Annotated in this window: 21 protein-coding genes; 5 read left to right on the top strand and 16 right to left on the bottom strand. The window is 64.4% G+C overall.

Annotation, left to right across the window (positions count from 1 at the left end; translation table 11 throughout):
• Window positions 1–237: 237 nt before the first annotated feature.
• Window positions 238–462: a hypothetical protein gene (locus tag ACREP4_RS16345; protein WP_431597257.1), complete on the bottom strand. Its 225-nt coding sequence runs from the start codon at window positions 460–462 to the stop codon at window positions 238–240.
• A gap of 94 nt (window positions 463–556) precedes the next feature.
• On the opposite strand from ACREP4_RS16345, the gene ACREP4_RS16350 reads away from it, so the two are divergent.
• Entirely contained in the window at window positions 557–1,333 is a 777-nt protein-coding gene (locus ACREP4_RS16350) for an SDR family oxidoreductase (protein ID WP_431597258.1), read from the top strand.
• Window positions 1,334–1,340: 7 nt separating this feature from the next.
• Here the strand turns inward: ACREP4_RS16350 and ACREP4_RS16355 are convergent, their stop codons facing one another.
• From ACREP4_RS16355 to ACREP4_RS16395, 9 genes are all read right to left on the bottom strand, one after another.
• Window positions 1,341–1,976: a DUF4124 domain-containing protein gene (locus ACREP4_RS16355; RefSeq protein WP_431597259.1), complete on the bottom strand. Its 636-nt coding sequence runs from the start codon at window positions 1,974–1,976 to the stop codon at window positions 1,341–1,343.
• A complete protein-coding gene (locus tag ACREP4_RS16360; RefSeq protein WP_431597260.1) occupies window positions 1,973–2,638 on the bottom strand; it encodes a DUF4124 domain-containing protein in 666 nt (221 codons plus the stop codon). Before ACREP4_RS16360 ends, ACREP4_RS16355 begins: the two co-directional genes overlap by 4 nt.
• Before the next feature lie 250 nt (window positions 2,639–2,888).
• Entirely contained in the window at window positions 2,889–3,449 is a 561-nt protein-coding gene (locus ACREP4_RS16365) for a Sua5/YciO/YrdC/YwlC family protein (protein WP_431597261.1), read from the bottom strand.
• 168 nt (window positions 3,450–3,617) lie between these two features.
• Entirely contained in the window at window positions 3,618–6,122 is a 2,505-nt protein-coding gene (locus tag ACREP4_RS16370; RefSeq protein ID WP_431597262.1) for a DNA topoisomerase I, read from the bottom strand.
• Window positions 6,123–6,308: 186 nt separating this feature from the next.
• Window positions 6,309–7,253, bottom strand: coding sequence for an RDD family protein (locus ACREP4_RS16375; protein ID WP_431597263.1), 945 nt, complete (start codon window positions 7,251–7,253; stop codon window positions 6,309–6,311).
• A gap of 1 nt (window position 7,254) precedes the next feature.
• Complete coding sequence (locus ACREP4_RS16380; RefSeq protein ID WP_431597264.1) at window positions 7,255–8,013, bottom strand: pilin; 759 nt, start codon at window positions 8,011–8,013, stop codon at window positions 7,255–7,257.
• A 36-nt stretch (window positions 8,014–8,049) separates the two neighbouring features.
• Window positions 8,050–8,523 (bottom strand): DUF494 family protein, encoded by a 474-nt coding sequence (locus ACREP4_RS16385; protein ID WP_269789890.1) that lies wholly within the window; start codon window positions 8,521–8,523, stop codon window positions 8,050–8,052.
• Between the two features lie 44 nt (window positions 8,524–8,567).
• Window positions 8,568–9,719 (bottom strand): DNA-processing protein DprA, encoded by a 1,152-nt coding sequence (dprA, locus tag ACREP4_RS16390; RefSeq protein WP_431597265.1) that lies wholly within the window; start codon window positions 9,717–9,719, stop codon window positions 8,568–8,570.
• Between the two features lie 81 nt (window positions 9,720–9,800).
• On the bottom strand, window positions 9,801–10,925 hold the full coding sequence (locus ACREP4_RS16395) for a LysM peptidoglycan-binding domain-containing protein (RefSeq protein WP_431597266.1): 1,125 nt from the start codon (window positions 10,923–10,925) through the stop codon (window positions 9,801–9,803).
• 131 nt (window positions 10,926–11,056) lie between these two features.
• On the opposite strand from ACREP4_RS16395, the gene def reads away from it, so the two are divergent.
• The 3 genes from def (at window position 11,057) to rsmB (ending at window position 14,037) form a co-directional block, all read left to right on the top strand.
• On the top strand, window positions 11,057–11,572 hold the full coding sequence (def, locus tag ACREP4_RS16400) for a peptide deformylase (RefSeq protein WP_431597267.1): 516 nt from the start codon (window positions 11,057–11,059) through the stop codon (window positions 11,570–11,572).
• A gap of 193 nt (window positions 11,573–11,765) precedes the next feature.
• On the top strand, window positions 11,766–12,689 hold the full coding sequence (gene fmt, locus ACREP4_RS16405; protein ID WP_431597268.1) for a methionyl-tRNA formyltransferase: 924 nt from the start codon (window positions 11,766–11,768) through the stop codon (window positions 12,687–12,689).
• A 4-nt stretch (window positions 12,690–12,693) separates the two neighbouring features.
• Window positions 12,694–14,037, top strand: a complete 1,344-nt coding sequence (gene rsmB / locus ACREP4_RS16410) for a 16S rRNA (cytosine(967)-C(5))-methyltransferase RsmB (protein ID WP_431597269.1) — start codon at window positions 12,694–12,696, stop codon at window positions 14,035–14,037.
• Window positions 14,038–14,183: 146 nt separating this feature from the next.
• Here the strand turns inward: rsmB and ACREP4_RS16415 are convergent, their stop codons facing one another.
• From ACREP4_RS16415 to ACREP4_RS16430, 4 genes are all read right to left on the bottom strand, one after another.
• Window positions 14,184–15,305, bottom strand: a complete 1,122-nt coding sequence (locus ACREP4_RS16415) for a glycosyltransferase family 4 protein (RefSeq protein WP_431597270.1) — start codon at window positions 15,303–15,305, stop codon at window positions 14,184–14,186.
• A gap of 369 nt (window positions 15,306–15,674) precedes the next feature.
• Window positions 15,675–16,577, bottom strand: a complete 903-nt coding sequence (locus ACREP4_RS16420; RefSeq protein WP_431597271.1) for a glycosyltransferase family 2 protein — start codon at window positions 16,575–16,577, stop codon at window positions 15,675–15,677.
• On the bottom strand, window positions 16,574–17,827 hold the full coding sequence (locus tag ACREP4_RS16425; RefSeq protein ID WP_431597272.1) for an O-antigen ligase family protein: 1,254 nt from the start codon (window positions 17,825–17,827) through the stop codon (window positions 16,574–16,576). The genes ACREP4_RS16420 and ACREP4_RS16425 overlap by 4 nt, the downstream gene beginning before the upstream one ends.
• Before the next feature lie 244 nt (window positions 17,828–18,071).
• On the bottom strand, window positions 18,072–18,899 hold the full coding sequence (locus ACREP4_RS16430; protein WP_431597273.1) for a glycosyltransferase family 2 protein: 828 nt from the start codon (window positions 18,897–18,899) through the stop codon (window positions 18,072–18,074).
• Between the two features lie 103 nt (window positions 18,900–19,002).
• Between ACREP4_RS16430 and ACREP4_RS16435 the strand changes: the two genes are divergently transcribed.
• The gene (locus ACREP4_RS16435; protein WP_431597274.1) at window positions 19,003–20,034 is read left to right on the top strand and encodes a CDP-glycerol glycerophosphotransferase family protein; all 1,032 of its coding nucleotides are present in this window, start codon (window positions 19,003–19,005) and stop codon (window positions 20,032–20,034) included.
• A 208-nt stretch (window positions 20,035–20,242) separates the two neighbouring features.
• On the opposite strand, the gene ACREP4_RS16440 is transcribed toward ACREP4_RS16435, so the two are convergent.
• Window positions 20,243–21,745: a PH domain-containing protein gene (locus tag ACREP4_RS16440; RefSeq protein ID WP_431597275.1), complete on the bottom strand. Its 1,503-nt coding sequence runs from the start codon at window positions 21,743–21,745 to the stop codon at window positions 20,243–20,245.
• The gene (locus ACREP4_RS16445; protein ID WP_431597276.1) at window positions 21,742–22,248 is read right to left on the bottom strand and encodes a PH domain-containing protein; all 507 of its coding nucleotides are present in this window, start codon (window positions 22,246–22,248) and stop codon (window positions 21,742–21,744) included. Before ACREP4_RS16445 ends, ACREP4_RS16440 begins: the two co-directional genes overlap by 4 nt.
• Window positions 22,249–22,294: the final 46 nt, after the last annotated feature.

A 22,294-nucleotide genomic window follows, 5' to 3' on the forward strand; every position in this document is an offset into this window, starting at 1 on the left:
GGGCGGCGTAGTTGTTTTAGCGCCCGAATCCCCTCCCGCAATCGCAACCTAAAAGCCACACTCCCTTTACGGGAGAGTCGTTGGGGAGAGGGCAGCCTCTCGCTACTGCGGTGCATCCAAAGCCGCCTTCTCCGCCTTCGCGGCATCCTCAGTGGCGGAGGATGCCTCTCCGGCAAGCAGAACCAAAAGCCCCTCTCCCGCTGGCGGGAGAGGGGTTGGGGTGAGGGCAGCTTTTCGCTACTGCGGCGCAGCCCCCGCCGCATCCAAAGCCGCCTTCTCCGCTTTCGCAGCATCTTCAGTGGCCGCCGCCGCAGCCTTGGCCTGCTTCAACGGCTCGGCAATGGCCTCCGTCATCGCCGCGGCCTGCGGCTCCGGGCGGCGTTCGGTTTCCGGCGGCTGCGGCTTGCCACACGCGGCCAGCAACGGCAGCGCCAACAGCATCAAGCAGGGATAACGCGTCATCGGCATGCTCCACAGGACTCAGGCGCTATCCTAGTCGCATCCCCCTGCAGCGTCCCTTTGCGGCGCCGCATTCTGGTTTTGATGAGGAGCAGCAATGAATCCGCAGCGTTGGCGATTGGATGGGCAGACCGCGTTGGTGACCGGTGCCAGTGCCGGCATCGGCTTGGCGATTGCACGCGAGTTGCTGGGCTTCGGCGCCGACCTGTTGATCGTCGGTCGCGATGCCGACGCACTGGAAACCGCGCGCGATGAACTGGCCGACGCATTCCCCGAGCGCGAAATCCACGGCTTGTCCGCCGATGTCTCCGACGACGAGGACCGCCACGCCATCCTCGATTGGGTCGAAGATCATTGCGACGGGCTCAACCTGCTGATCAACAATGCCGGCGGCAATGTCAGCAGGCCGGCCAATGATTATTCGGAAGACGAATGGCGCGGCATTTTCGAGAGCAATTTGTTCTCCGCGTTCGAGTTGTCGCGATTCGCCTATCCGCTGCTCACCCGGCATGCGTCCTCGGCCATCGTCAACGTCGGCAGCGTGTCGGGCATCACCCATGTGCGCAGCGGCGTGGTCTACGGCATGACCAAGGCGGCGATGCAGCAGATGACCCGCAACCTGGCCTGCGAATGGGCAGAGGACGGTATCCGCGTCAACTCGGTGGCGCCGTGGTACATCCGCACGCGCCGTACGTCCGGGCCACTGTCCGATCCGGATTACTACGACGAAGTGATCGCCCGCACGCCGATGCGTCGCATCGGTGAGCCGGAAGAAGTGGCTGCCGCCGTTGGCTTCCTGTGTTTGCCAGCATCGAGCTACATCACCGGCGAGTGCATTGCGGTGGATGGCGGCTTCCTGCGTTACGGTTTCTGAGCGCGGCTTACGTCGGTTCGACGCAGTCGCTGTTGTCCCACAGTTTCTGCAGGCGCTGATGTTCGTTCTGCAGTGACTGCGCCGCCCCCGTCGATGTGGCCGAACGCGGCGCGGCTTCCGCATCACGCACGCGCTGTTTCCAGGTGGCGCAGTGGTGCGCGGCTTCCACCGCGGTGCAGGTATCGCGCACGATTTCGCAGGCTTCGCCGGCACCGGTCTCCGGGTTGCCGTCCAAGCCGGTGACCCGCAAGGCCAGGCAGCGGCCCGGCGGATCGCCGGTTTCACTCAGGTAGTTTTCACCTTGGCGAGTGCGGCATTGGAACAGCGGTGGCAGCGGTTTGCGGATGACTGCAGGTGCGGGCGCCGGTGGTTTGGCGGCTTCAGCCAGTGGCGCGTGCGGTAACGCGGACAACAGCGGCAGCACGGTTGCAGCCGGTGCGGGCGCGGGTGATGGGGCGACGAAAACAGGCGCCGGCGTGGCAACGGCCTGCATCACTTTGGTGGTCTGCTGCACGCCCTTCGGGCACGGCATGTTCTGCACGGTCAACGCACCGTTGGCATCGGTGCAGCGGTAGAACACCACTTCGCCGGCCTGCAACGCGCCGCAACTCAACAACAACGCGAGCGTGAGCAGGGATTTCATGTGCCGCCGCAATCCTGGTTGAGCCGCGCCTCAATGCCGCGTTGCTCGCGCACCAGCGTCTTGCGCTCGCTCTGCAACGCGCTGTTGTAGCGGCGGATCAGTTCCCAACGGCGGTCTTTCAAGCGCGCGCAGACTTCCTGTTGTGGCAGCGCATGGCAGGTATCGCGCACCAGCACCGAGCCCGTCGGTACCGCAACACCGGGGTGCCACGGCACGCCGCCGGAACCGGGTGGACGCGGCGGGCGCGGGCCATGACCGTGATGTGGCGATGCGTAGCCGAATGCCCAGGTCGGCACCCAACGCGGATTCCCTTCGTTGTTGTCGCTGGTGTAACGGTCGCCTTCGGGCGACACGCATTCGTACATCGGTTGCGGCGGCTGCACGGTGACCACGCGCACTTCGCGTTCGATCACCGGTGCCGCAGCGGCCGGTGCTGCGGCTGGTATTACTGACGGCGGTGCATCCTTGGGCCGGACCATGTCCAGCACCTGCTGGTGATGGTCGCCTTTGCAAGGCGCATCCTGCAGCGACACCGCGCCATTGGCGCCCACGCAGCGGTAGATGCGCACGTTATCGGCAGCTGGCGGATCGGCCGCCCACGCCGCCACGGGCAGGATCGGCAGCAGGGCCAGGAAACCAAGCGGGAGCAGGCGGGCGGACATGGCGGCATGGTGCCATGCGAGGGCGGCAGGCGTGTGTAGGAGCGGCCTTGGCCGCGAAGCTGGCAAGCCTGTCGTGATGGAAGCGCATGCAATCGCACGATTCCATGCGAACACGTGCGGTATCAGCTTCGCGGGCGAGGCCGCTTGTATCTGCCACCGGTGCAGGTTGCAGGTGAGAGCGGAATGCGGCCGGCGCCGGTGCTAGCGGGTGTCAGGCGGACGGCAGCTCGCGCCCGCATCCACCGCCGGTTCAATCCCGCAGCACCTGCCCAGTGGCGGCGATGCGGATACGGGTGGGTTGAGCCAAGCCACCGGTTGTGCCGTCGAACAAGCCATCGAGCAGGGCCAGCAAGGCGGGGTCCAGCTGCTCGCGGCTGCGTGCGGGCGGCTCCCCGGCCAGGTTGGCGCTGGTCGACACCAGCGGGCCGCCCCAGGCTGCGCACAGCGCCTGCACCTGCGGGTGCGCGCTGACCCGCACCGCGATGCCGCTGTGCTCGCCGGTGATCCAGCACGGCGCGCGCGCGCCGGCCGGCACGATCCAGGTATTGGCGCCGGGCCAGCTTTCCAGCACCGCGTGGCGGCGCTCGTCAGCCAGTGCATCCAACTGCACCCAACCGTCCAACTGCGCAGGACTGGCGGCGACCAGGATCATTCCCTTCTCGACCGGTCGCTGCTTGAGCGCGAGCAACTTCATCACCGCCGCCTCGTTGGCGGGATCACAGCCCAGGCCCCAGACCGCTTCGGTCGGGTAGGCGATGACGCCGCCGGCCTGCAGCACCGGGACGACGGATTCCAGATCAAGTTCACGCATGGCCAGCATCCTGTTGAATCGCCGCATCACGCTCGGACGCTGGCGGCGGCTTTGCACGCCAACCTGCAGCACGACGGCGTGGGCTGTAAATGCATCAAGCCGCCCGGAGGCGGCTTGATGCGGGAGCGCTGATTATCCTCCTGCCGGCGTGGCAGGCGGTAACCGGGCTCAGAACGGCGGTGCGTCGTCGGCGACCGTGCGCTTTACGGCTTTCTTGGCAACCGTCTTCTTGGTGGCCTTTTTCGCAGCCGCCTTCTTGGTTGCGGTTTTCTTGGTCGCCGCCTTCTTTGCCGGTGCCTTCTTGGCAGCGGCTTTCTTCGGCGCGGCTTCTTTCTTCACCGTGGTCTTCTTGGCGGCGGCCTTCTTGCCGAAGCCCTTGCGCACCGGTTTGCCGGTATCGGCCATCAGCTGCTCGACTTCAGCCAAGGTCAGCGAGGCCGGCTCGCGGTCCTTGGGGATCTTGCCGTTCATCTTGCCGTCGCTGATATACGGACCAAAGCGACCGTTCAACACCTGGATGTCCGAACCCTCGAACTCCTTGATGATGCGGTTGCGCGCGATTTCTTCCTTCTCTTCGATCAGGAATACCGCGCGGGCCAGGTCGATCTTGTACGGGTCGTCTTCCTTGGTCAGCGAGGCGTAGGTGCTGCCGCGCTTGGCGAACGGGCCAAAGCGGCCGATGCCCACGGTGACTTCCTCGCCATTGGCGTCGGCACCGAGCTTGCGCGGCATGTCGAACAGCTTCAACGCTTCGTCCAGCGAGATCGAGAAAATGCTCTGGCCCGGCTGCAGCGAGGCGAACTTGGGCTTGTCTTCGTCTTCAACGCTGCCGATCTGCACCATCGGGCCGAAGCGGCCGATGCGTGCGGTGACATCCTTGCCGCTGACCGGGTCAGGGCCCAGCACGCGCGCGCTGCCAGCGTCGGTGCGGTCCAGCGATTCGCTCTTGTCGGTGACCAGTTCCTTGAACGGCCCCCAGAAGCGCTCCATCAGCGGCACCCACTCTTCTTCGCCGCGCGACACCGCATCCAGCTCGTCTTCGAGCTTGGCGGTGAAGTCGTAATCGACGTACTGGGTGAAGTGGCTGGACAGGAACTTGCTGACCGCGCGGCCCACGTCGGTCGGCTTGAAGCTGCGGCCTTCCATCTCGGTGTACTTGCGGAACAGCAGGGTCTGGATGATCGAGGCGTAGGTGGACGGACGGCCGATACCGTATTCCTCCAGCGCCTTCACCAGCGCCGCTTCGGTGAAGCGCGGCGGCGGCTGGGTGAAATGCTGCTCGGCCTGGATGCTGTCCAGCGGAATGCGGTCGCCGGGCTTCATCGCCGGCAGCTTGCGGCCTTCGTCATCGTCCTCGGCGTTCTTGGTGTCCTTGCCTTCCTCGTACACGGCCAGGAAGCCGGGCACCACCACGGTGGTGCCGCTGGCGCGGAACACATGCTCGCTGCCGGCGGACAGATCGACGCTGACGGTGTTCAAGGTGGCCGGGATCATCTGGCAGGCGACGGCACGCTTCCAGATCAGCTCGTACAACTTGCGCTCGTCGTCGGTGAGGTACTTGCCCACCTGGGCCGGCGTACGCAGTGCCGACGTCGGGCGTACCGCTTCGTGGGCTTCCTGCGCGTTCTTGGATTTGGTGGTGTAGGTGTTGGGCTTGTCCGGCAGCGAGCTGGTGCCGTAATCGCGGGCAATCACGTCGCGGATCTCGGCCAGCGCATCCTGCGACAGGCTCACCGAGTCGGTACGCATATACGAGATCAGGCCGACCGTGCCTTCATCGCCGATGTTCACGCCTTCGTACAACTTCTGCGCCACCTGCATGGTCTTGCGGGTGGTGAAGCCGAGCTTGCGCGAGGCTTCCTGCTGCAGCGTGGAGGTGGTGAACGGCGCAGCCGGGCGGCGCTTGCGCTCCTTGCTGACCACATCGGTGACGTGCAGCGCGCCCTGCGCGGCCTGCTGGATGCGCAGGCGCGCGGCCTCGGCGGTGTCGCCGTCGGTCACGGTGAACTGCTCGAACTTCTGCCCGTCCAGTTTGATCAGGCGGGCATTGAAGTGCTGCGACGGGTGCGCGCAATCGGCTTCGATGCTCCAGTATTCGCGCGAGATGAAGGCTTCAATCTCTTCCTCGCGCTCGACGATCATGCGCAGCGCCGGGCTCTGCACGCGGCCGGCGGACAGGCCGCGCTGCACTTTGCGCCACAACACCGGCGACAGGTTGAAGCCGACCAGGTAATCCAGCGCACGGCGTGCCTGCTGCGCATCGACCAGGTCGGCCGCGATGTCACGCGGATGGTTCATGGCTTCTTTGATGGCGCGCGGGGTGATCTCGGTGAACACCACGCGCTGCATCGGCTTGCCTTCGGTCAGCCCGCGCTCTTTCAGGATCTCGGCGATATGCCAGCTGATGGCTTCTCCCTCGCGATCCGGATCGGTCGCCAGGAAGATGTCATCGGCGCCCTTTGCGGCTTTGATGATGGCTTCAACGTGCTTTTCGTTCTTCTCGATCAGGTCATAGCGCATGGCGAAACCGTTGTCCGGATCGACCGCGCCCTCTTTGGGGACCAGATCACGCACGTGCCCATACGAGGCCAGAACCGTGAAGTCCTTGCCGAGGTATTTGTTGATCGTCTTGGCCTTGGCGGGCGATTCGACGATGAGCAGGTGCTTGGGCATGTCAGTACTTTATGGGGGCGGAAAGCGCCCCGGTGGGGGCGCTAGGGTGGCGTAAACCGGCACGATAGTGAAGCCGATGTCGCCGTTGTGCATAGATCAACGCCCGGGCAGGGGCCCGGGCGTTCAGCTTGTGCCTGTAGAGGAATCACGCCGGGACGGCCGCTGTCAAGCGCGCCCGGCCATCCTTCAGCTGTTGAAACCGGAGGCGCCGATGCTCGCAGCAACGATCACCAGCACCACCACAGCGGCCAACAACAGGCCAAACAGCGATAGAACCACGATGGTCACCGTGCCCAAACCGCGCTCCTGCCACTCTGGATGCTCGGTGAAGGCCCACTTATCGACCACGACGGTGTCGCAGATCATGTCATGCAAGCCCTGCTTGCGCTCGGTGACGCCCACCATGATCGCCGACACCAGCATGGCGATGCCGCAGGTCACCAGTGCCAGGCCGGCCATCGCGATGTAGCGCAGGAAGGCGCGCCAGAAGCTGATGCGCTCACCATTGACGCGCACCACCTTGGCACCCACCGCCATCTTGCCGAGGCTGGCCATGTTGTTGGAGGACTGCATCCAGCCGAAATAGATGGCCGGCACCAGAATGCTGATGGCGTAGTTGAGGATGTAGAACGTGACCAATGCACCGGCGCCCGCCATTTCCGACTGCGCCAGGCTCATCAAGCTCACGCCCATCACCAGCGCCAGTGGAATCAGCAACGCGTACGAGAGCACGCCGGTGACCAGGCTATCGATCACCGAGGCCGCGAAGCGGCGCAGGAAGCCGGCATGGACAATGTCGCCACCGGCCACCACATGATTTGAATCCAGCGTGACGCTGCCCGGCGCGGCATATGGAGAATGCACGGTTGTCGCCGACAGGATGGCCGGTTCCGGCGCAGTGCCGCTCTCGATGGCGGCGTAATCACCGCGCAGGTCGATGCCGGTCGTGGCCTGCACCAGCAACTGCAGTTCTTCGGCGGCAGCGGACAACGGCTGCCACTGCGACATGCCTTCGCGCCACACCAAGGTGGTCAGATCCAGCTCACCCTGACGGAATTTCTCGCGGATTGTGCCGGCATCAACCGGCCCGTGCCGCTCGCGCTGGGCATCGGCGTAGTACCACTCACTCATTTCATTCCCCGTGGAAGTTCTGGTCGCGACGGCTCATGCTGCGGCAGCCGGAAGATAGATATTTATCGGCCGCATCGGAACTGCACTCCCACGTGGCTGACTGCGTATCGTAGTCGAGCCAGAGGGATTTTCCGTCAAGCAGTTTCTGGTTTGGCATGTTCAAGACGGCCTCAAACCCGCAGTAGTCGCTCTCCGGATCACCGATATACACCTGACGGATATCACCATCGGCATAACTTTCCGGGCTGCCGAAGCCGTCGTCGTCATTGGTCGGGCAGTGCGTATTGCGCGTGGCGAAGTCGGCCACCTCAACCTTCAGCGGCGCCAGCTGCGCTTCCACGGCAGCAACCCGGGAGCGCATCACATATTGCTGATAGGAGGGGATTGCGATGGCCGCCAGCAGGCCGCCAATGGTCAGCACGGCCACGCCCATCACGCCGGCGATGGCGCCGAAAATGACCCAGCCCGAGGTCGCCGGTTTGCGCGGCGGCGACGATGGGTGTGACGTAAACGTGGTGTGCAGCGAGGGCGGCAGTGGCGGCACGTTGACCGATTCTGCTGCAGAAGGCGTTGAATGGCCCAGCTCGTGCAGGCCGAGTTCGTCGGCGAAGTGCCGCAGTGGCTGCCAGTCGCCGGCACCCTCACGCCAGACCAGCGTGTCTGCCGAAAGTTGGCTGGAACGGAACAATGCAACAACGGCGTCGTCCGTTACCGGACCACGCCGCTCGCGGTTGTCTTCAGCGTAGAACCATTGGCTCACAGGGTTTTTCTCATGCGTCCGTGCATGGCCTGGGGCTCAGTGCAGGGGTTCGGGTTCGTCGAGAAACATCTGGGTTTCCATCCAGGCGTAGGCCGCTTCGGCGCCCGGCTGGTTGAACAGCACCATCAGGACAACCCACTTCAAGTCGTCAAGATCCAACTCGTCCTGGTCCAACGCCATCGCGCGGTCCAGCACCAGCTCGCGCTGGTCGGCATCCAGAATGCGTTGCTGCTCCAGGAACAGCAGGAAGCCACGGCATTCCACATCCAGCTTGTCCAGCTCGGGACCGTGGAACACGCGCACAGGCCCGTCGACCCTGCCTTGGGCCACGGCCGGGCGATGCTCGGCCAAGGCATCGAGCCAGTCGAACGCCTTGCTGATTTCGGTGGGACTGAAGCCGGCCTGGATCAGGCCGTTCTGTAGCGAGTCGCGGTCTCGGATGAGATCAGCGTCCTCGCTGAAATAGTGTTCAAACAAGTACAGCAGGACGTCCAGAATGCTCTCTTTCATTGCCCCTCGGCCTGCGCCATTGGCGCTGTGGAGGTGAAGAAACTTTAGTTACGGGTGTAACGACCGTGAACGGACGACACGCTTCCTTCAAGTTCCATGACCAGCAGCATGGAGGACAGGCTGGCGGCCGTCAATCCAGTGCGCTCGATCAATGAATCCATACCGGTGGGGTCGAAGCCCAGTGCGTTCCACAAGCGCTGGTAGTCGGGGTCCGGTAGGGCGGATGCCGGGCGGCAAGCCGCCGGTGCACAGGAGATGGGGGCCTGCAGGCGGCTTTGCAAGGCGCTAGCCAATTCCCCGGCCAGGTTGGCCACGCCCTCAAGAATGTCGGCCGGACGACCGGCCAGGGTGGCGCCTTCCCGGATCAGGCGGTGGCAGCCCAGTGCCATCGGATTGTGAATGGAGCCGGGCAGGGCGAACACCTCGCGGCCCGCTTCGGAGGCCAATCGCGCGGTGATCAGCGCGCCGGAGCGCTCGGCCGCTTCGATCACCACCGTGCCCAGGGTGAGCGAAGCCAGCAGCCGGTTGCGCGCGGGAAACTGGCCGCTGCGGGGCGGCGTGCCGGGCAGATATTCGCTGACTACCGCGCCTTGCGCGGCGACTTGGGCCTGCAGTTCCCGGTGATGGCGCGGATAGATCACATCTGGCCCGGTGCCGACCACGGCATAAGTGATGCCGCCGCAGGCCAGTGCGGCGCGGTGCGCGGCAGCGTCAATGCCGGCTGCCAAGCCACTGGCGATGGTGAGCCCGTTCCTGGCCAGTTCGGTCGCGAAATCGCGGGCATTGTCGCGCCCGCCCGGACTGGGCGCGCGGCTGCCGACGATGGCGATGGCGGGCGTCCACAATTGGGTGGGGGTGCCGGCAATGAACAGCGCCAGCGGGGAGTTCGGGCTGTCGCGCAGTAGCGATGGATAGTCTGGATCGTCCTGGCCGAGTAGATGGTGATCGGGCGCTGCGAGCCAGTCCTGCGCGTTTTCCAGCGCGGCCGGATCAGGCCGGGCGAGGGCGCGGCATTGTTCGGGCGTGCAGCCGGCGGCGCGCCAGGCATCGGCTCCGGCGGTGACCGCGGCGGAGGGATGGTCGAAGTGGTCAAGCAAGCCGCGCATTGGTGCCAGTGGCCCGCCGGCCAGCAGCATGGTGAGCAGGGCGGCGCTGTGATCGGCGGCTTGCGTGTTGCTGGAGATGGAGGAAGGCATCGGCTCAGCGTCCAGCGCAAACAACGACGGCGCCCTCGGGCGCCGTCGTTTTGCATCATCGGGGTTTCCCCCGGTCGGCGCTTACTGCGCGTCGGGATGCTTCAGCTCGTAGCCCAAACGGGTCGGTTTGGTGCCTTCCATGATCAGCGCGTAGCTGACCTTGTCGAACGTGCGGAACACCATCGCATGCGCGGCATATTCATCCGGCAATGAGATGCGGCCAGCACTGCCACGCAGTCCGTCATCGGCGCGCGAGCTGCTGATGCCGGTGACGCGGTCGGTGACGTGGCTACCGCTGCGCCACACCGAGAACACGGTGCCGTTGTCGATGCCATCGCTGGCGCCGCCAGAAATGGCGATCACATCGCGCGGGCCACCGGAGGTGAATGTGTCGCTGATGGCCAGCACGCGAAGCTGGCCGTCGGCCATCGGAGTGGTTGGAGCGTGCGGAATGAACTGCAGGTCGTACGGCTGCGCCTGCACAGGCATCAGCCGGTCGCCAGCGCGGACTTCACGGCCGCTGTCTTCCAGGCGCAGGGTCGAGGCTTCGGTATCGCCGCCAGCCACCTGGGTCAGGGTGCCGATATTGACCTGCGCCAGTTCGTAGCCCAGGAATCCGCCGCGGCGATCATTGGCGACGTAGTCCTTCCAGAGATTGCCGGCGCCCGGGAGGGCGTTGCCTCGGATATCCAGGTCGTCGCTGGGCTTGGACTGGCCGTAGCGCATGGTCGGGCGCACCACCAGGTAGCGCTGGCCCGGCTGGGCATTCTCCAGGCCGACCACATACGCCTGATGGCCGGCGCTGGCGCGCAGACGGTTGTCTTCCAGGCCGACGACGTAGGGCAGCTCCTTGAAACTGTCCACGACGGTCAGGTTCTTCAAGAAGGGCTCCACATCCGCCAGCGGGATGGTGTTGATCGGTGCTTCCTGGCGCGGGCCGGCTTGAGCGGTCACACGGTCCAGGTAGGCAAGGCTCAGCACGTCACCCGGATAGATCAGGTGTGGATTCTTCACCTGCGGGTTGGCCTGCCAGATTTCCGGCCAAAGCCACGGCTTCTTCAGGAAACGGGCCGAGATATCCCACAGCGTGTCGCCCTTGCGCACCACGTAGGTGTCAGGGTGAGCGCCATTCATTTCCACGGCTACGGCATAGGTCGTGACGGTCAGCAGCGCAACGGCAGCGACCGTACGGAATTGTTTCAACATGGTTAATGATCCGCCTGATTCCCCAACAGGTTGCCGCACTATATTCCAGAAAGCGGGGCGTCGGGCAAGCTCAAGCGGTAGAATTGGGATGTCTTGCCGAAATATGCGGCATCCCTCTATCGGTACCCCCAATGGCCCTCCTGCCCATTCTCGAATTCCCTGACCCGCGGCTGCGCACCAAGGCTGCGCTCGTCGAGGCTGCCGAAGTGACCACTCCGGCCTTCCAGCAACTGCTCGATGACATGTTCGAAACCATGTACGAGGCGCCTGGCATCGGCCTGGCCGCCAGTCAGGTGGACGTGCATCAGCGCTTCATGGTCATCGACGTCAGCGAAGCACATGACGTGCCGATGGTGTTCATCAACCCGCAGATCATCAGCGCCAGCGACAGTGGCCGCGTCTATCAGGAAGGCTGCCTGTCGGTGCCCGGCATCTATGCCGATGTGACTCGCGCCGATTCCATCGTGGTGCGCTTCCTGGACCGCGCCGGCAAGGAGCAGGAGCTGGCTGCCGATGACCTGCTGGCCACCTGCATCCAGCATGAGATGGACCACCTGGACGGCAAGTTGTTCATCGACTACCTCTCGCCGCTCAAGCGCGAGATGGTGCGCAAGAAGCTGGCCAAGCAGCGCAAGCACGTTGCCTGAGTGCGGGGGACGGGGCGCCGGGAAGCGGGAATGAACGATCACGGCGCTGGCTGACCGCGCTGGATCCGGCCCGCCTTCCCGGGTGTTCCCCATTGCGGTCTGTGCGCCGCTGCGACCGTGCTGCACGGGGTCGAGAAGCTCGTCGCGCGCGGCTGATCCCCCTTCCTTGTTCCTCTTTTTCCGGTTCACTGCCATGAAAATCGTTTTTGCCGGTACGCCGGAATTCGCCGTCGCCTCGCTGGCGGCCGCCGCGCGTCATCACGAAGTGGTGGCGGTCTACACCCAGCCTGATCGTCCGGCCGGCCGTGGCCGTGGGCTGATGCCGTCGCCGGTGAAGCTGGATGCCATTGCGCGCGGTATTCCGGTGTTCCAGCCCGAATCGCTGAAAACGCCTGAAGCCCAGCAGCAACTGCGCGAGCTGCAGCCTGATCTGATGGTCGTGGTGGCGTATGGCCTGATCCTGCCCAAGGCGGTGTTGGCCATTCCGACCCACGGCTGCTGGAACGTGCACGGCTCGTTGCTGCCGCGTTGGCGCGGTGCCGCGCCGATCCAGCGTGCGATTGAAGCCGGTGATACCGAAACCGGCGTCTGCCTGATGCAGATGGAAGCAGGTCTGGACACTGGCCCGGTGCTATTGCACCTGAGCACGCCGATCAGCGAAACCGATACCGGCGGCCAGTTGCATGACCGTCTTGCACAGCTGGGCGCGCAGGTGCTGTCCGATGGGCTGGGTCTGTTGCGTGCCGGCTTGAAGCCGATGGCGCGGCCGCAGCCGGAAGCTGGCGTTACCTACGCGCACAAACTGGACAAGGCCGAAGCCCGGCTCGATTGGAGCCAGGACGCCGCCGCGCTGGCGCGCAAAGTGCGGGCTTTCAATCCGTGGCCGATCGCCGAAGCCACGCTGGCTGGCGAGCGCGTGCGCATCCATGGCGCCGTCGCCGTGGAAGGCAATGCGGGCAAGGCGCCGGGCACGGTGATTGCCGCGGCGCGTGAGGGCATCGACATTGCCTGCGGGCAAGGCGCATTGCGCCTGCGCGTGGTGCAGCGTGAGGGTGGCAAGGCGATCACCGCCGCGGATTATTTGAACGCCCGCCGTGATCTGCGGATCGAGGGCTGAGCGGATGGCGACTGCAACAACGTCCACGCCGTGGGGCAACAAAGTGGTTGTGCAAGCGCCCGGCGTGCAGACCCGCGCGCTGGCGGCCAAAGTGCTGGCGGCAGTGCTGGGGCGCGGTCGTTCGCTGAAAGCCGAGCTGTCCATTGCGTTGCCCAAGCTTGATGACAGCCGTGATCGCGCGTTGCTCGAGGCGATCTGCTTTGCTGCGCTGCGCCGCCGTACCGTGTACGACAAGGCCTTGGGGCAGTGGCTGCAGAAGCCGTTGGGCCCGCGTGAAGCGGATCTGCGTGGCCTGTTGATGGCCGGCTTCGCGCAGTTGGATGTGCTGCAACTGCCGGCGCATGCCGCGTTGTCGGCGACGGTGGAAGCAGCGCGTGCGCTGGGCCGCGAGCGTCAGGCCGGTTTGGTCAACGCGGTGTTGCGCCGCGCTCAACGCGAAGGCTTTGCGGAAGCGCGCGCTGAAGATGCCTGGCCGTCGTGGTTGCTGGCGCAGGTGCGGCAGGACTGGCCGCAGCACGCGGAGGCAATCTTCGCCAACAGTTTGAAGCCGGCACCGTTGTGGCTGCGGGTGAATCGCCAGCAGCACAGCCGCGATGCGTATCTGGCGCGACTGCAGGAAGCGGGCATCGATGCAGTGGCCGAGCCCGCGTCGGCCGATGCAATCCGGCTGCCCGTTGCAGTGCCGGTCGCCAGCCTGCCGGATTTCGCGCAGGGCGCGGTGTCGGTGCAGGATTTCTCCGCGCAACAAGTGGCGGATGCGCTTTCGCCAGCCGTTGGCGCGCGGGTGCTGGATGCCTGCGCCGCACCCGGCGGCAAGGCGGCGCATCTGCTGGAACGCGATGCGACGTTGCAACTGGTCGCACTCGACGTGGATGCGCGCCGCCTGCAGCGGATTCGCGAAACCTTTGCGCGTACCGGCGTGGGCAGTCATGCACAGGTGCAGGCGGCGGATGCGGGCGATATCGCCGCATGGTGGGATGGCGTGGCGTTCGACGCGGTGTTGCTGGACGCGCCGTGCTCGGCCACCGGCATCATCCGCCGCCAGCCTGACGTGCTGTTGCACCGTCGCGCCGAAGACATCACCGCGCTGGCCGCCATCCAGGCACGTCTGCTCGACGCGCTATGGCAGGTGCTGCGCCCGGGTGGCGTGCTGCTGTATTCGACCTGCTCGATTCTGCGCCGGGAAAACCGCCAGCAGATCACCGAGTTCCTCGCGCGCACGCCGGATGCACGGCTGGAGCCACTTGCCGAAGCATTGGGCCACGACGAAGGCGGTTGCCGCCAGCGCCTGCCCGGTGAGCGCGATGGTGATGGGTTCTTTTATGCGCGGTTGGTGAAGGTGGTGTAATTCCAAGCGCGTACTACTTGCGCCGCGTGTGAGCCTTGGGCGGAACGTGGATGTGCCGGGCGCGCGCTCCTAGTGTGGTGATCACGCGCCTCCGCTGGTTTGGCTTGGGGCTGCAGGCATCGGAGAGTTGCCTGTTGTTAGCGCTATCAGCGATGGCTCAGTAGCTCGCGGTAAACCGCTTCGGTTGCACGGACAAAATCCTCGATCCCGAACTCGGCCAGCGCATGCGCGCGTGCTGCATCGCCCATCTGATGCAGCGCCTGCGGATCCTGGAGCATCTGGCGCAACGTCGCGGCCATGGCCTGATGTCCATGCACCGGAACCACCCAGCCATCTTCGCCAGTGCGAATATTTTCCGGCAGGCCCGCGTAGTTGGTCACCATCACCGGCTTGCCCATGGACATCATTTCGCGACAGGCGAACGAGATGGTTTCCACGTCATGCGAAAGCACGAAGCCCGCGTCCAACGCGGCAATCACCGGCCGCACATCTTCCAACAGGCCCGGGAAATGAAACTGCGACTGCAGGTTGGCGGCGTGCACTTGTGCCAATTGCTTGGCTGTTGGCGGAATGCCGGCGATGACCACATGTACTCTGCGACGCTCTTGCGCGTCGAGCAGGTTCAGCGCATCAACCAAGTCGGTCCAACCTTTGTAGTTGCCGGTGCCAGCGCTGCTGCCAATCAACAGTGTGTCGGTGGCAGCCGACAGTTGCGCGCGCAGATCCTTGGCTTGTCCGTCATCGAGTGGCGCAAACAGCATGGTGTCCACGCCGTTGTAAACGGTCTGCGGCTGGCAGACACGGTACGGCGTCGCCTCCAGTTGCAGCCGGACGTACTCACACACTGCGATGACTTTATCGGTGTGCCGCCGCGCACGCAGAACATGGCGCAGTCCTTGCATCGGCTTGGTGTTGTGTTTGGTCAGCACAATGCGCGGACGGGGCGACATGCCCTTCATCGCCGAGATCAACAGACGATGATCTGCTGATCCATTGACATGGACGATATCGAACTGGTGGGTGCGCAGATAGTCGCGCAGCTGTCGCACGGCGCGGAGGATTGTGGGTGGCCAGCGCAGGCCGTTTGGGAACGACTGTGCGAGAACTTGCACGTTCGGCAGTATCGCTGCTTCAGCGAACAAGCGGCTGCTGGGCGGAGCCGCGACATGGACCTCATGCGTTCCTGCAAGCGCACGTGCCAGTTCGCGGATGTAGGTGGTATGGCCGCCGCCATTCCCTTCGTGGAAATTGGTATAGAGCAGTTTCATGGATGAGCGCACGTATCAGCTGTGGTCGACGTGGGCCGGATGTCATGTCGGTGTGAACCGCCATCGATGTCCTGCGCCCAGCGCTGAGTCATTCCAATGCTTGCATGCACCCCGAGCCGAAGCAGGTCGTGCGCGGTAGAAGCAGATTGGAAGACATTGTCGGTCACTACACATCCCTGGTATCCGGCATTGCGCGACGCTTTCTTTAAGAAGCTGTGCGAGCTTGGGTTTTTGGCAGGCCGGTGTTGTCGGAGAAGTTACTTTGAAGCGTCGGGCTGAATCATAACGATTAGTTTCTGGGGGTGGTGGGCTTGCTGGATCGCCATTGCAATACGCGGCGAGGTGGCACGGCCTGGGCTGTCCGTATTGTCAGGGTGTGTGGGTCTTCCCGCGGCCTGGCATTACGTCCAGAGACAGGGCGCTCGTCAACGCGGCATAGCCCCACGCTGCCCATTTAATCGCGTGCCTGCGGCGTAGCAGCAGGCTGTACAGCACTGTGGCGGGGATTGAGGCCGCCAGTAGCTTGGCCAGATGCCAACGGGCGGCACCCGTTCCGACATACCGGCGGATGGCAATCTGCCGCGATCGCGCGTAGTGAAAACGCTTGATGAAATCGGTGCGCAGGCTGGGGGCGGAAGAGGCGCCGCCCTTGTGGAAGTTGCGCGCCGCAGGTTCCAGCAGGCATTCGTAGCCAGCCTTGGCCATGCGCAGGCAAAGGTCGTCGTCTTCGTAATACAGGAAGAACACTTCATCGAAGCCGCCGATCTCGCGGAAGGCGCTGACCCGGATCAACTGGCAGCAGCCATGGACCCACTCGGCTTTGATGACGTGGTCCGGAACGGCGCAGGAGTCGCAGTTGGCAGGTTTGAAGAACGCGTCGCGATGCGAGATCTGCGGCACCGTCTCGCTGCGCCAGTTCTGCGGGCCGACTACGCCTGCATGCGGAAAGCGCTGCATGCAATCCAGCAGGCGTTGCACGTCGGCGGTGGCGATGTCGCAGTCGGGATTCAATAGCAATGCGAACGGTGTTTGGACGCAGGCCATCGCTTGGTTGTTGGCGCTGCCGAAGCCGGCGTTGAAGTTGCGGGTGATGATCTTTGCCAGCGGAATCAGGCGTGATGCATGCGCTGCGGTGTCGTCAGTGCTGGCGTTGTCGATGATCGTGACATTGCGGAACGGCGCCAGTGTGCCGGCCAATGTTTCCAGGATGGCAGCGCTGTTGTAGGTGACGCATACAACGGTTACATCATCGAGGGACAGGCCGGCACTCATGGGGTGGATTCTATCTTCCTGTCTTTGGCATACCAGGGGAACGCGCCTGCCGGTATGCATGCCACCAGCAGGATGAAGACATGCCGGTGGGTGAAGTTGCTCCACAGTCCGTTGGCCAGGCCTGCGGCGAAATAGATGATCACGATGCTCGTGAGGATTCCCTTCTGTGGGTCACCCAACTTTGACGCATGGTAGGCAAGGCCGAGCAGCAGCGCAGTGAAGATGAGCAGCCCGACGGTACCTTCTTCGGCGAGGATCAGCAGCAGTTCCTGATGCGGATGCCCGGTGATGAAAGGCGCCGAGTCAGGAATGGTGCGCATCTGCTCCCGGTAGATGGGCTCCCAGCGGTTCAGGCCATGCCCGAACACGGGGGCATCGCCAATGATCGGCAGCGTGTGCTGCCATAGCCACAGCCGGATGCCGCTGGAGGTTGGTTCCTGCGTGGTGAGATAGTCATCGACCTCTTCGGTAACGGCGCTCACCATGCGTTCGCGAATGCTGGGCGTGGACCACAGTGCCGTGATGGTTGCAACCGCCAAAACTGCGCTGACCAGAAGGGTGCGCCAGCCGTTGAGGTGGTGCGCGACCAAACGATAGATCCAGTAGGCCAACAGCGGCAGCAACACGATGTAGGTGGTACGGCTCTGGATGACGAGCACCACGTTGCACAGCACCACCGCAGCCACGAGCAGAAGGATCTTGCGCAGGCGCGGCGAAGGGCTTTTCAGTGCGACCGCCACCAGCATCGACATCAGAATCAGGCTCGCCAGCCCCTGTTGGGTGTATTCCTTGAAGACGGTATTGCGCATCGACGGCGTTGCTTCGGCGATAGCACGTTGCGGAACCAGGCCGAACTGCATCAGATAGGAGATCAGCACCACCAGGCCCGCTGCGACGGCAAAAGCCAACAAGGCGCGCCAGCGCCAGCGCGAGTCGCGCAACAGGCTGGCCATCAACGCCGGGTAGATGCAGCTCCACAGCGAGGATTCGCGGTAAGCGGGTGCGTCATGGAGCAACGTCGAATGCAGCGCGCTGGCGAACAGGACGGCAAACCAGATCAGGAAGCCGATGACCACGGGTTCGCGAAGGGCCGCCTGCCAGCGGCTGCGTACGTCGGCACCGAGCAGCGAAAAAAACAGGCTCAGGACGATCAGCGCGGTGGTGGCCGGCTTGTTGATGGGCGCGGCAAACAGGCTCAGCGCAGCGCACCACTGTCCGGCAGTCAGCAGTCGGGTGCGGATCTGTCGCAATGCCGGTATTGAGGGGGCCACAGGGAGATCATTCACGTGATGAGGTCATACCGGAAGGGCGCTCAAGGCGCCGCTGGGAAGGTGGCGGCGATACTAAACAGTGGCCACCTGGCAGCCAGGCTGACTCTGAATCACGGCAACATAGAATTCTAGCGACGGGCCTTGCCATCTTCAACGCGCCGCTGTGCCTATACAGGCGGGATGCGGGGCAGGGTTCAGATAAAGCTCCCGAGCACCCCGCCGTTCATTTACTGCGGTCGGTTCCCGCGCCCGGCACCACCACCGGCTGACCGTTCTGCAGCAGCCACAGCATGATGGTCTTCTGGCGGACGTAGTTGGCGCTGACGAAGGCTTCGATCAGGCCGGGCCAGCCGTCCAGGAAGCCACGCTTGAACACGTAGCTGCGGAAGAAGCGCCAGGCCGGGGAGATGATCAACTTGCCGAGGCTGGCGCGCTTGCCGCGGCGGAACTCGTGCTCGGCCATCATCCGAGCGTACTTCTGCTTCTTGTCCAGCAATTGCAGGAAGCTGCGATAGGGGTGGTGCAGCAGGTCGCCTTCAAGCAGGGCGATCGGGCCGTCCACCGATACGGCTTCGTGGATCTCGCGGTCGCCGCGCCAGCCGCCGTGGCGGCGGTCGAACAGCCGCAGTACGCGGTCCGGATACGCGGTGCCGTGGCGCAGGAAGCGGCCGAAGTATTCCGAGCAGCGGGCGAAACGGTAGCCCTTGGCGCGCGGAAAGCCGCCATCGCGTTCGGCCTCGATGGCCGCGCGCAGGCGGGCGTCAACGCGCTCGTCGGCGTCCAGACATAACACCCAGTCGTGGCTGGCCTGTTCCACACAGAAGGCCTTCTGGCTGCGGAAGCCATCGAAGGCGCGTTGCAGCACGCGTGCGCCGGCGGCTTCGGCAATCGCGACGGTGGCATCGGTCGAGAACGAATCCACCACCACGATCTCGTCGCAGAACGCCAACGAGGCCAGGCAGTCGCCAATCCGGTCGGCTTCGTTGAAGGCAATGATGCAGGCCGAAAGCCGGGGGCGTTGGGCGGGCGCGGGCGATTGTGGGTTGGGCATGAGGCCGTCTGGCGCGGGTGACCGGGCCAAAGCCTAGCAGCGACGCTGTCTGCTGGCGATGCGATAATCGGCCGCATATCCGCGCTATTCAGGAGTTTGCACCGTGCCACGCCACTATCTGCTGTACGGCTCCGAGCGCTACGCGCTGGCCATCCTCCGGCCGGTGCAGGCGGCGATCCGGGCGCGCGGCGACGAAGCGGCATGGTTCTTCGATGGCCCTGGTGCGGAAGACCTGACCGACGATGAAACCCTGCTGACGGTGGAGCAGGTGCGGCAGTGGAACCCGTGCGCGGTGATCACTTCGTCCAACGCGGTGCCGCATTTCTTCCCGGGCGTGAAAGTGGAAACCTTCCACGGCTTCGATGCCGGCAAGCCGCGTCATATCTATGTGCGTGGCTTCTTCGACCTGTACTGCACCACGGGCCCGCGCGATACGGCTGCGTTTTCCGAACTGGCCAGGGAGCTGGGGCACTTCTCGGTGGTGGAAACCGGGTTCCCCAAGATCGACCCGTTCATGAGCCAGTTGCACGATGAGCCTGAGCCGGTACGCGAGCCGCCGGTGATTCTGTACCACTCCACGTTCTCGCCTTCATGGAGCGCGGCGGGCATTCTGCACGACGAGATCAAGCGGCTGTCGCAGACCGGCGAATGGCGTTGGATTGTCACCTTCCACCCGAAGATGGACCCGGAAGTGGTGGCCAAGTACCGCGCGCTGGAAGGCCCGTACCTGCGCTTTGCCGATGACGACAACATCCTGGACCTGTTCCCGCAGGTGGACATGATGTGCTCGGACACCTCTTCGGCACTCAACGAGTTTCTGCTGACGTACAAGCCGGTGGTGACCTTCAAGAACCGCCGCCCGGGCCCGCAGTTGTTGGATATCGACGATCCGGCCCAGTTCGAGGGCGCGATCCGCACCGCGCTGTCGCGCCCGCCGGAATTGATGGCGGCGGTACGCCAGTTTGCCGATCAGCTGCACCCGTACCGCGACGGACAGTCCAGCGAGCGCATCCTGCAGGCCATTGACGACTTCATCGCCAAGGGGGGGCGCAACCGCAAGCCCAAGCCGCGCAACTGGTGGCGCAAGATCAAGCTGCGCAAGCGCATTGGGTATTGGGGGCCTGCGCGGACTTGAGGGTGGTGGGGGTGTGGCGTGCGGTGAAGCGGGTTCTGCGGGTCTGATAGCGATCTGCTTCGCTCGCAACCCCTCTCCCCAACCCCTCTCCCGCGAGGGGAGAGGGGCTCGGTGTGCGTCGAGTTGAAGCTATGTGAGCGACTGCAGCTTTAAAGCCCCTCTCCCCTCGCGGGAGAGGGGTTGGGGAGAGGGGGAGCTCAAGCAACCCTCACCAGCGCAATTTGCGCCGCGCCATCTCCCGGCCAAGCTGCTCCATCAATTCCCGCGCGCGCTGTTCTTCCAGAAACCGCAGTTGCAGCGCGGGGGCGCCGAGTGCGCCGGCCGTGTCCAACGTGAGCGTGGCGGTGCCGAAGCGGCGGTCGAGCGGTGAGCGGTCCAGTCGCAGTGCCTGCAGCTTGTCCAGCTCGGCGATGCGCCACCAACGGTTCCACCAGCCGCCGCGCACGGCCACGCGCTGTGCATCGATGTTGTAGCCCATGCGCGTCACTTGCCGGTGCGCCTTGAATGCCGACCACGGCAACCACAGCAGTGGCAGCAGGCCCCACGGGCCGGTTTCGTAGGTGAGTACCGCGGCCAGCACGGAGGTCACGATCAATGCGGGCAGACACAACCGCCACCAGCCGCGTGTGGACACGGCCTGCCATTGCGTTGGCGGCCACTGCAGTTGCGGCAGCAGATGCTGCAGCAATCCATCACAGCTCGCCGGTGTTGCCAGTGGCGCCAGTTCCTTCAGTGCACGCCCCTGCTTCTCTTCGTTACCGCCACCGCTGGCGATGTCCACGCGCAGTTGGCGACGGCCGAACAAGCGATGCAATGCACCTTCGCGCAAGGTCCATGCCTGGATGCGGCGGCGTGCGACGCTGCTGCGCAGCCGAGTCAACAGGCCGCGTTCGACAGTCAATCGCTGGTCCGCTTCGCTCAGGCGGAAGCCGTAGTACTGCAGGATCGCCAGACCAATCGACATCAACCACATCAACAGCAGCACGGTGACCAGCAATGCGACGCCGCTGGCGACCAGCGTGGTCGTGCCCAGATGCAGTTGGCTGGCGTAGCCGACGGCCTGTTTGCCTTGCTGCTCGATGAAGTTTTCGGTGATGTCGCGCGGCAGCATCTGGTACAGCGCGCCGATGGCTGCGGCAACCACCACCATGGCGCGGTTGGAGATCAGGCCAAGCCGCACCAGTTCGGGCAGGCGCAATGCGAGCAGTTCGTCGGAGGCGGGGACGCTGCCGTCTTCGGTTGCTGTGGCATCACCGCGCTGACGGATCAGCTGTTCCAACTCCAGCGCCTGGGTAAGTTTGAGCACGCGCATCTGCGCTTCAGGCTTGTCACCTGCGGCGGATTCCAGACGCAGTTCGGCTACGCCAAACAGGCGATGCAACAGGCTTTGATGGACCACCACGTTATGGATGCGAGCGAAGGGAATCTCGCGCCGCGTGCGCTCGAACACACCGCTGCGAATGATCAAACGATCGCTGTCGATGCGGTAGCGATAGGTCAGGTATTGCAGGAGCGCGGTGGCGACCAGCGCGACCACTACGATCAGCGGCGCCCATTGGTAGAACAGGTTTTCTTCCTGTTTGCGGCTGCCGAATATCAGCAAGGCAACCAGTGGCAACAACAACTGTTGAATCTGTTGCTGCAGCACAAACAGCCACGACCACGGATGTAGACGCTGTTCGTTGTCGGTTGAAGGAGGTGAGTCGTTCACAGCGCGTCGTCGTGATCGAGCTGACGGGCAAGCTGGTCACGCAGGCGCTCGGCGTCGGCGTAATCCAGGCTTGGGATGGCGACGGTGTTCATGCGCGTGCCGGCGGTATGCACGATCAGCGTGGCCAAGCCGGCCATGCGTTGCAGCGGGCCACGCTGCAGGTCCAGGTGCTGCACGCGCGAAACCGGCACCCGGCTCTCGCTCTGCCACATATGGCCGCGACGCACGCCCAATGCCTGGCTATCCAATTGCCAGAAGGTGAGCTGGTGCCGGCGTCGGCCGATCCACGCGCCCAGCAACAAGCCCACCGCTGCCCCGGCCAATGCCGCGAGCAGCCAGTGCGGGTAGTCCAGTGCAAGGGCGAGGACGCCGCCCGCGGCGGCGAAGGGAATGGCGGTTGCCAGGCCGGCGCCCAGTGCGGCAAGCAGCGCGCCGCGTGGCGGCAATGATTGCCACGAGGTGTCGGCGGCGATGGATTCGAGGAGTGCAGGAGGCTCAGTCATCTGCCGACGATAGCTTTAGCGCCGGGGCGAGTGAAGGGGAGGGGTG

The organism is Stenotrophomonas sp., from assembly GCF_050737575.1.
In the GTDB taxonomy this organism is placed as follows: domain Bacteria; phylum Pseudomonadota; class Gammaproteobacteria; order Xanthomonadales; family Xanthomonadaceae; genus Stenotrophomonas.

Coding starts and splice junctions, on each gene's coding strand:
- ACREP4_RS16355 (WP_431597259.1), bottom strand. CDS start 1,976: ATGAAATCCCTGCTCACGCTCGCGTTGTTGTTGAGTTGCGGCGCGTTG.
- def (WP_431597267.1), top strand. CDS start 11,057: ATGGCCCTCCTGCCCATTCTCGAATTCCCTGACCCGCGGCTGCGCACC.
- ACREP4_RS16395 (WP_431597266.1), bottom strand. CDS start 10,925: ATGTTGAAACAATTCCGTACGGTCGCTGCCGTTGCGCTGCTGACCGTC.
- rsmB (WP_431597269.1), top strand. CDS start 12,694: ATGGCGACTGCAACAACGTCCACGCCGTGGGGCAACAAAGTGGTTGTG.
- ACREP4_RS16360 (WP_431597260.1), bottom strand. CDS start 2,638: ATGTCCGCCCGCCTGCTCCCGCTTGGTTTCCTGGCCCTGCTGCCGATC.
- fmt (WP_431597268.1), top strand. CDS start 11,766: ATGAAAATCGTTTTTGCCGGTACGCCGGAATTCGCCGTCGCCTCGCTG.
- dprA (WP_431597265.1), bottom strand. CDS start 9,719: ATGCCTTCCTCCATCTCCAGCAACACGCAAGCCGCCGATCACAGCGCC.
- ACREP4_RS16420 (WP_431597271.1), bottom strand. CDS start 16,577: ATGAGTGCCGGCCTGTCCCTCGATGATGTAACCGTTGTATGCGTCACC.
- ACREP4_RS16375 (WP_431597263.1), bottom strand. CDS start 7,253: ATGAGTGAGTGGTACTACGCCGATGCCCAGCGCGAGCGGCACGGGCCG.
- ACREP4_RS16345 (WP_431597257.1), bottom strand. CDS start 462: ATGACGCGTTATCCCTGCTTGATGCTGTTGGCGCTGCCGTTGCTGGCC.
- ACREP4_RS16370 (WP_431597262.1), bottom strand. CDS start 6,122: ATGCCCAAGCACCTGCTCATCGTCGAATCGCCCGCCAAGGCCAAGACG.
- ACREP4_RS16430 (WP_431597273.1), bottom strand. CDS start 18,899: ATGCCCAACCCACAATCGCCCGCGCCCGCCCAACGCCCCCGGCTTTCG.
- ACREP4_RS16385 (WP_269789890.1), bottom strand. CDS start 8,523: ATGAAAGAGAGCATTCTGGACGTCCTGCTGTACTTGTTTGAACACTAT.
- ACREP4_RS16445 (WP_431597276.1), bottom strand. CDS start 22,248: ATGACTGAGCCTCCTGCACTCCTCGAATCCATCGCCGCCGACACCTCG.
- ACREP4_RS16415 (WP_431597270.1), bottom strand. CDS start 15,305: ATGAAACTGCTCTATACCAATTTCCACGAAGGGAATGGCGGCGGCCAT.
- ACREP4_RS16365 (WP_431597261.1), bottom strand. CDS start 3,449: ATGCGTGAACTTGATCTGGAATCCGTCGTCCCGGTGCTGCAGGCCGGC.
- ACREP4_RS16350 (WP_431597258.1), top strand. CDS start 557: ATGAATCCGCAGCGTTGGCGATTGGATGGGCAGACCGCGTTGGTGACC.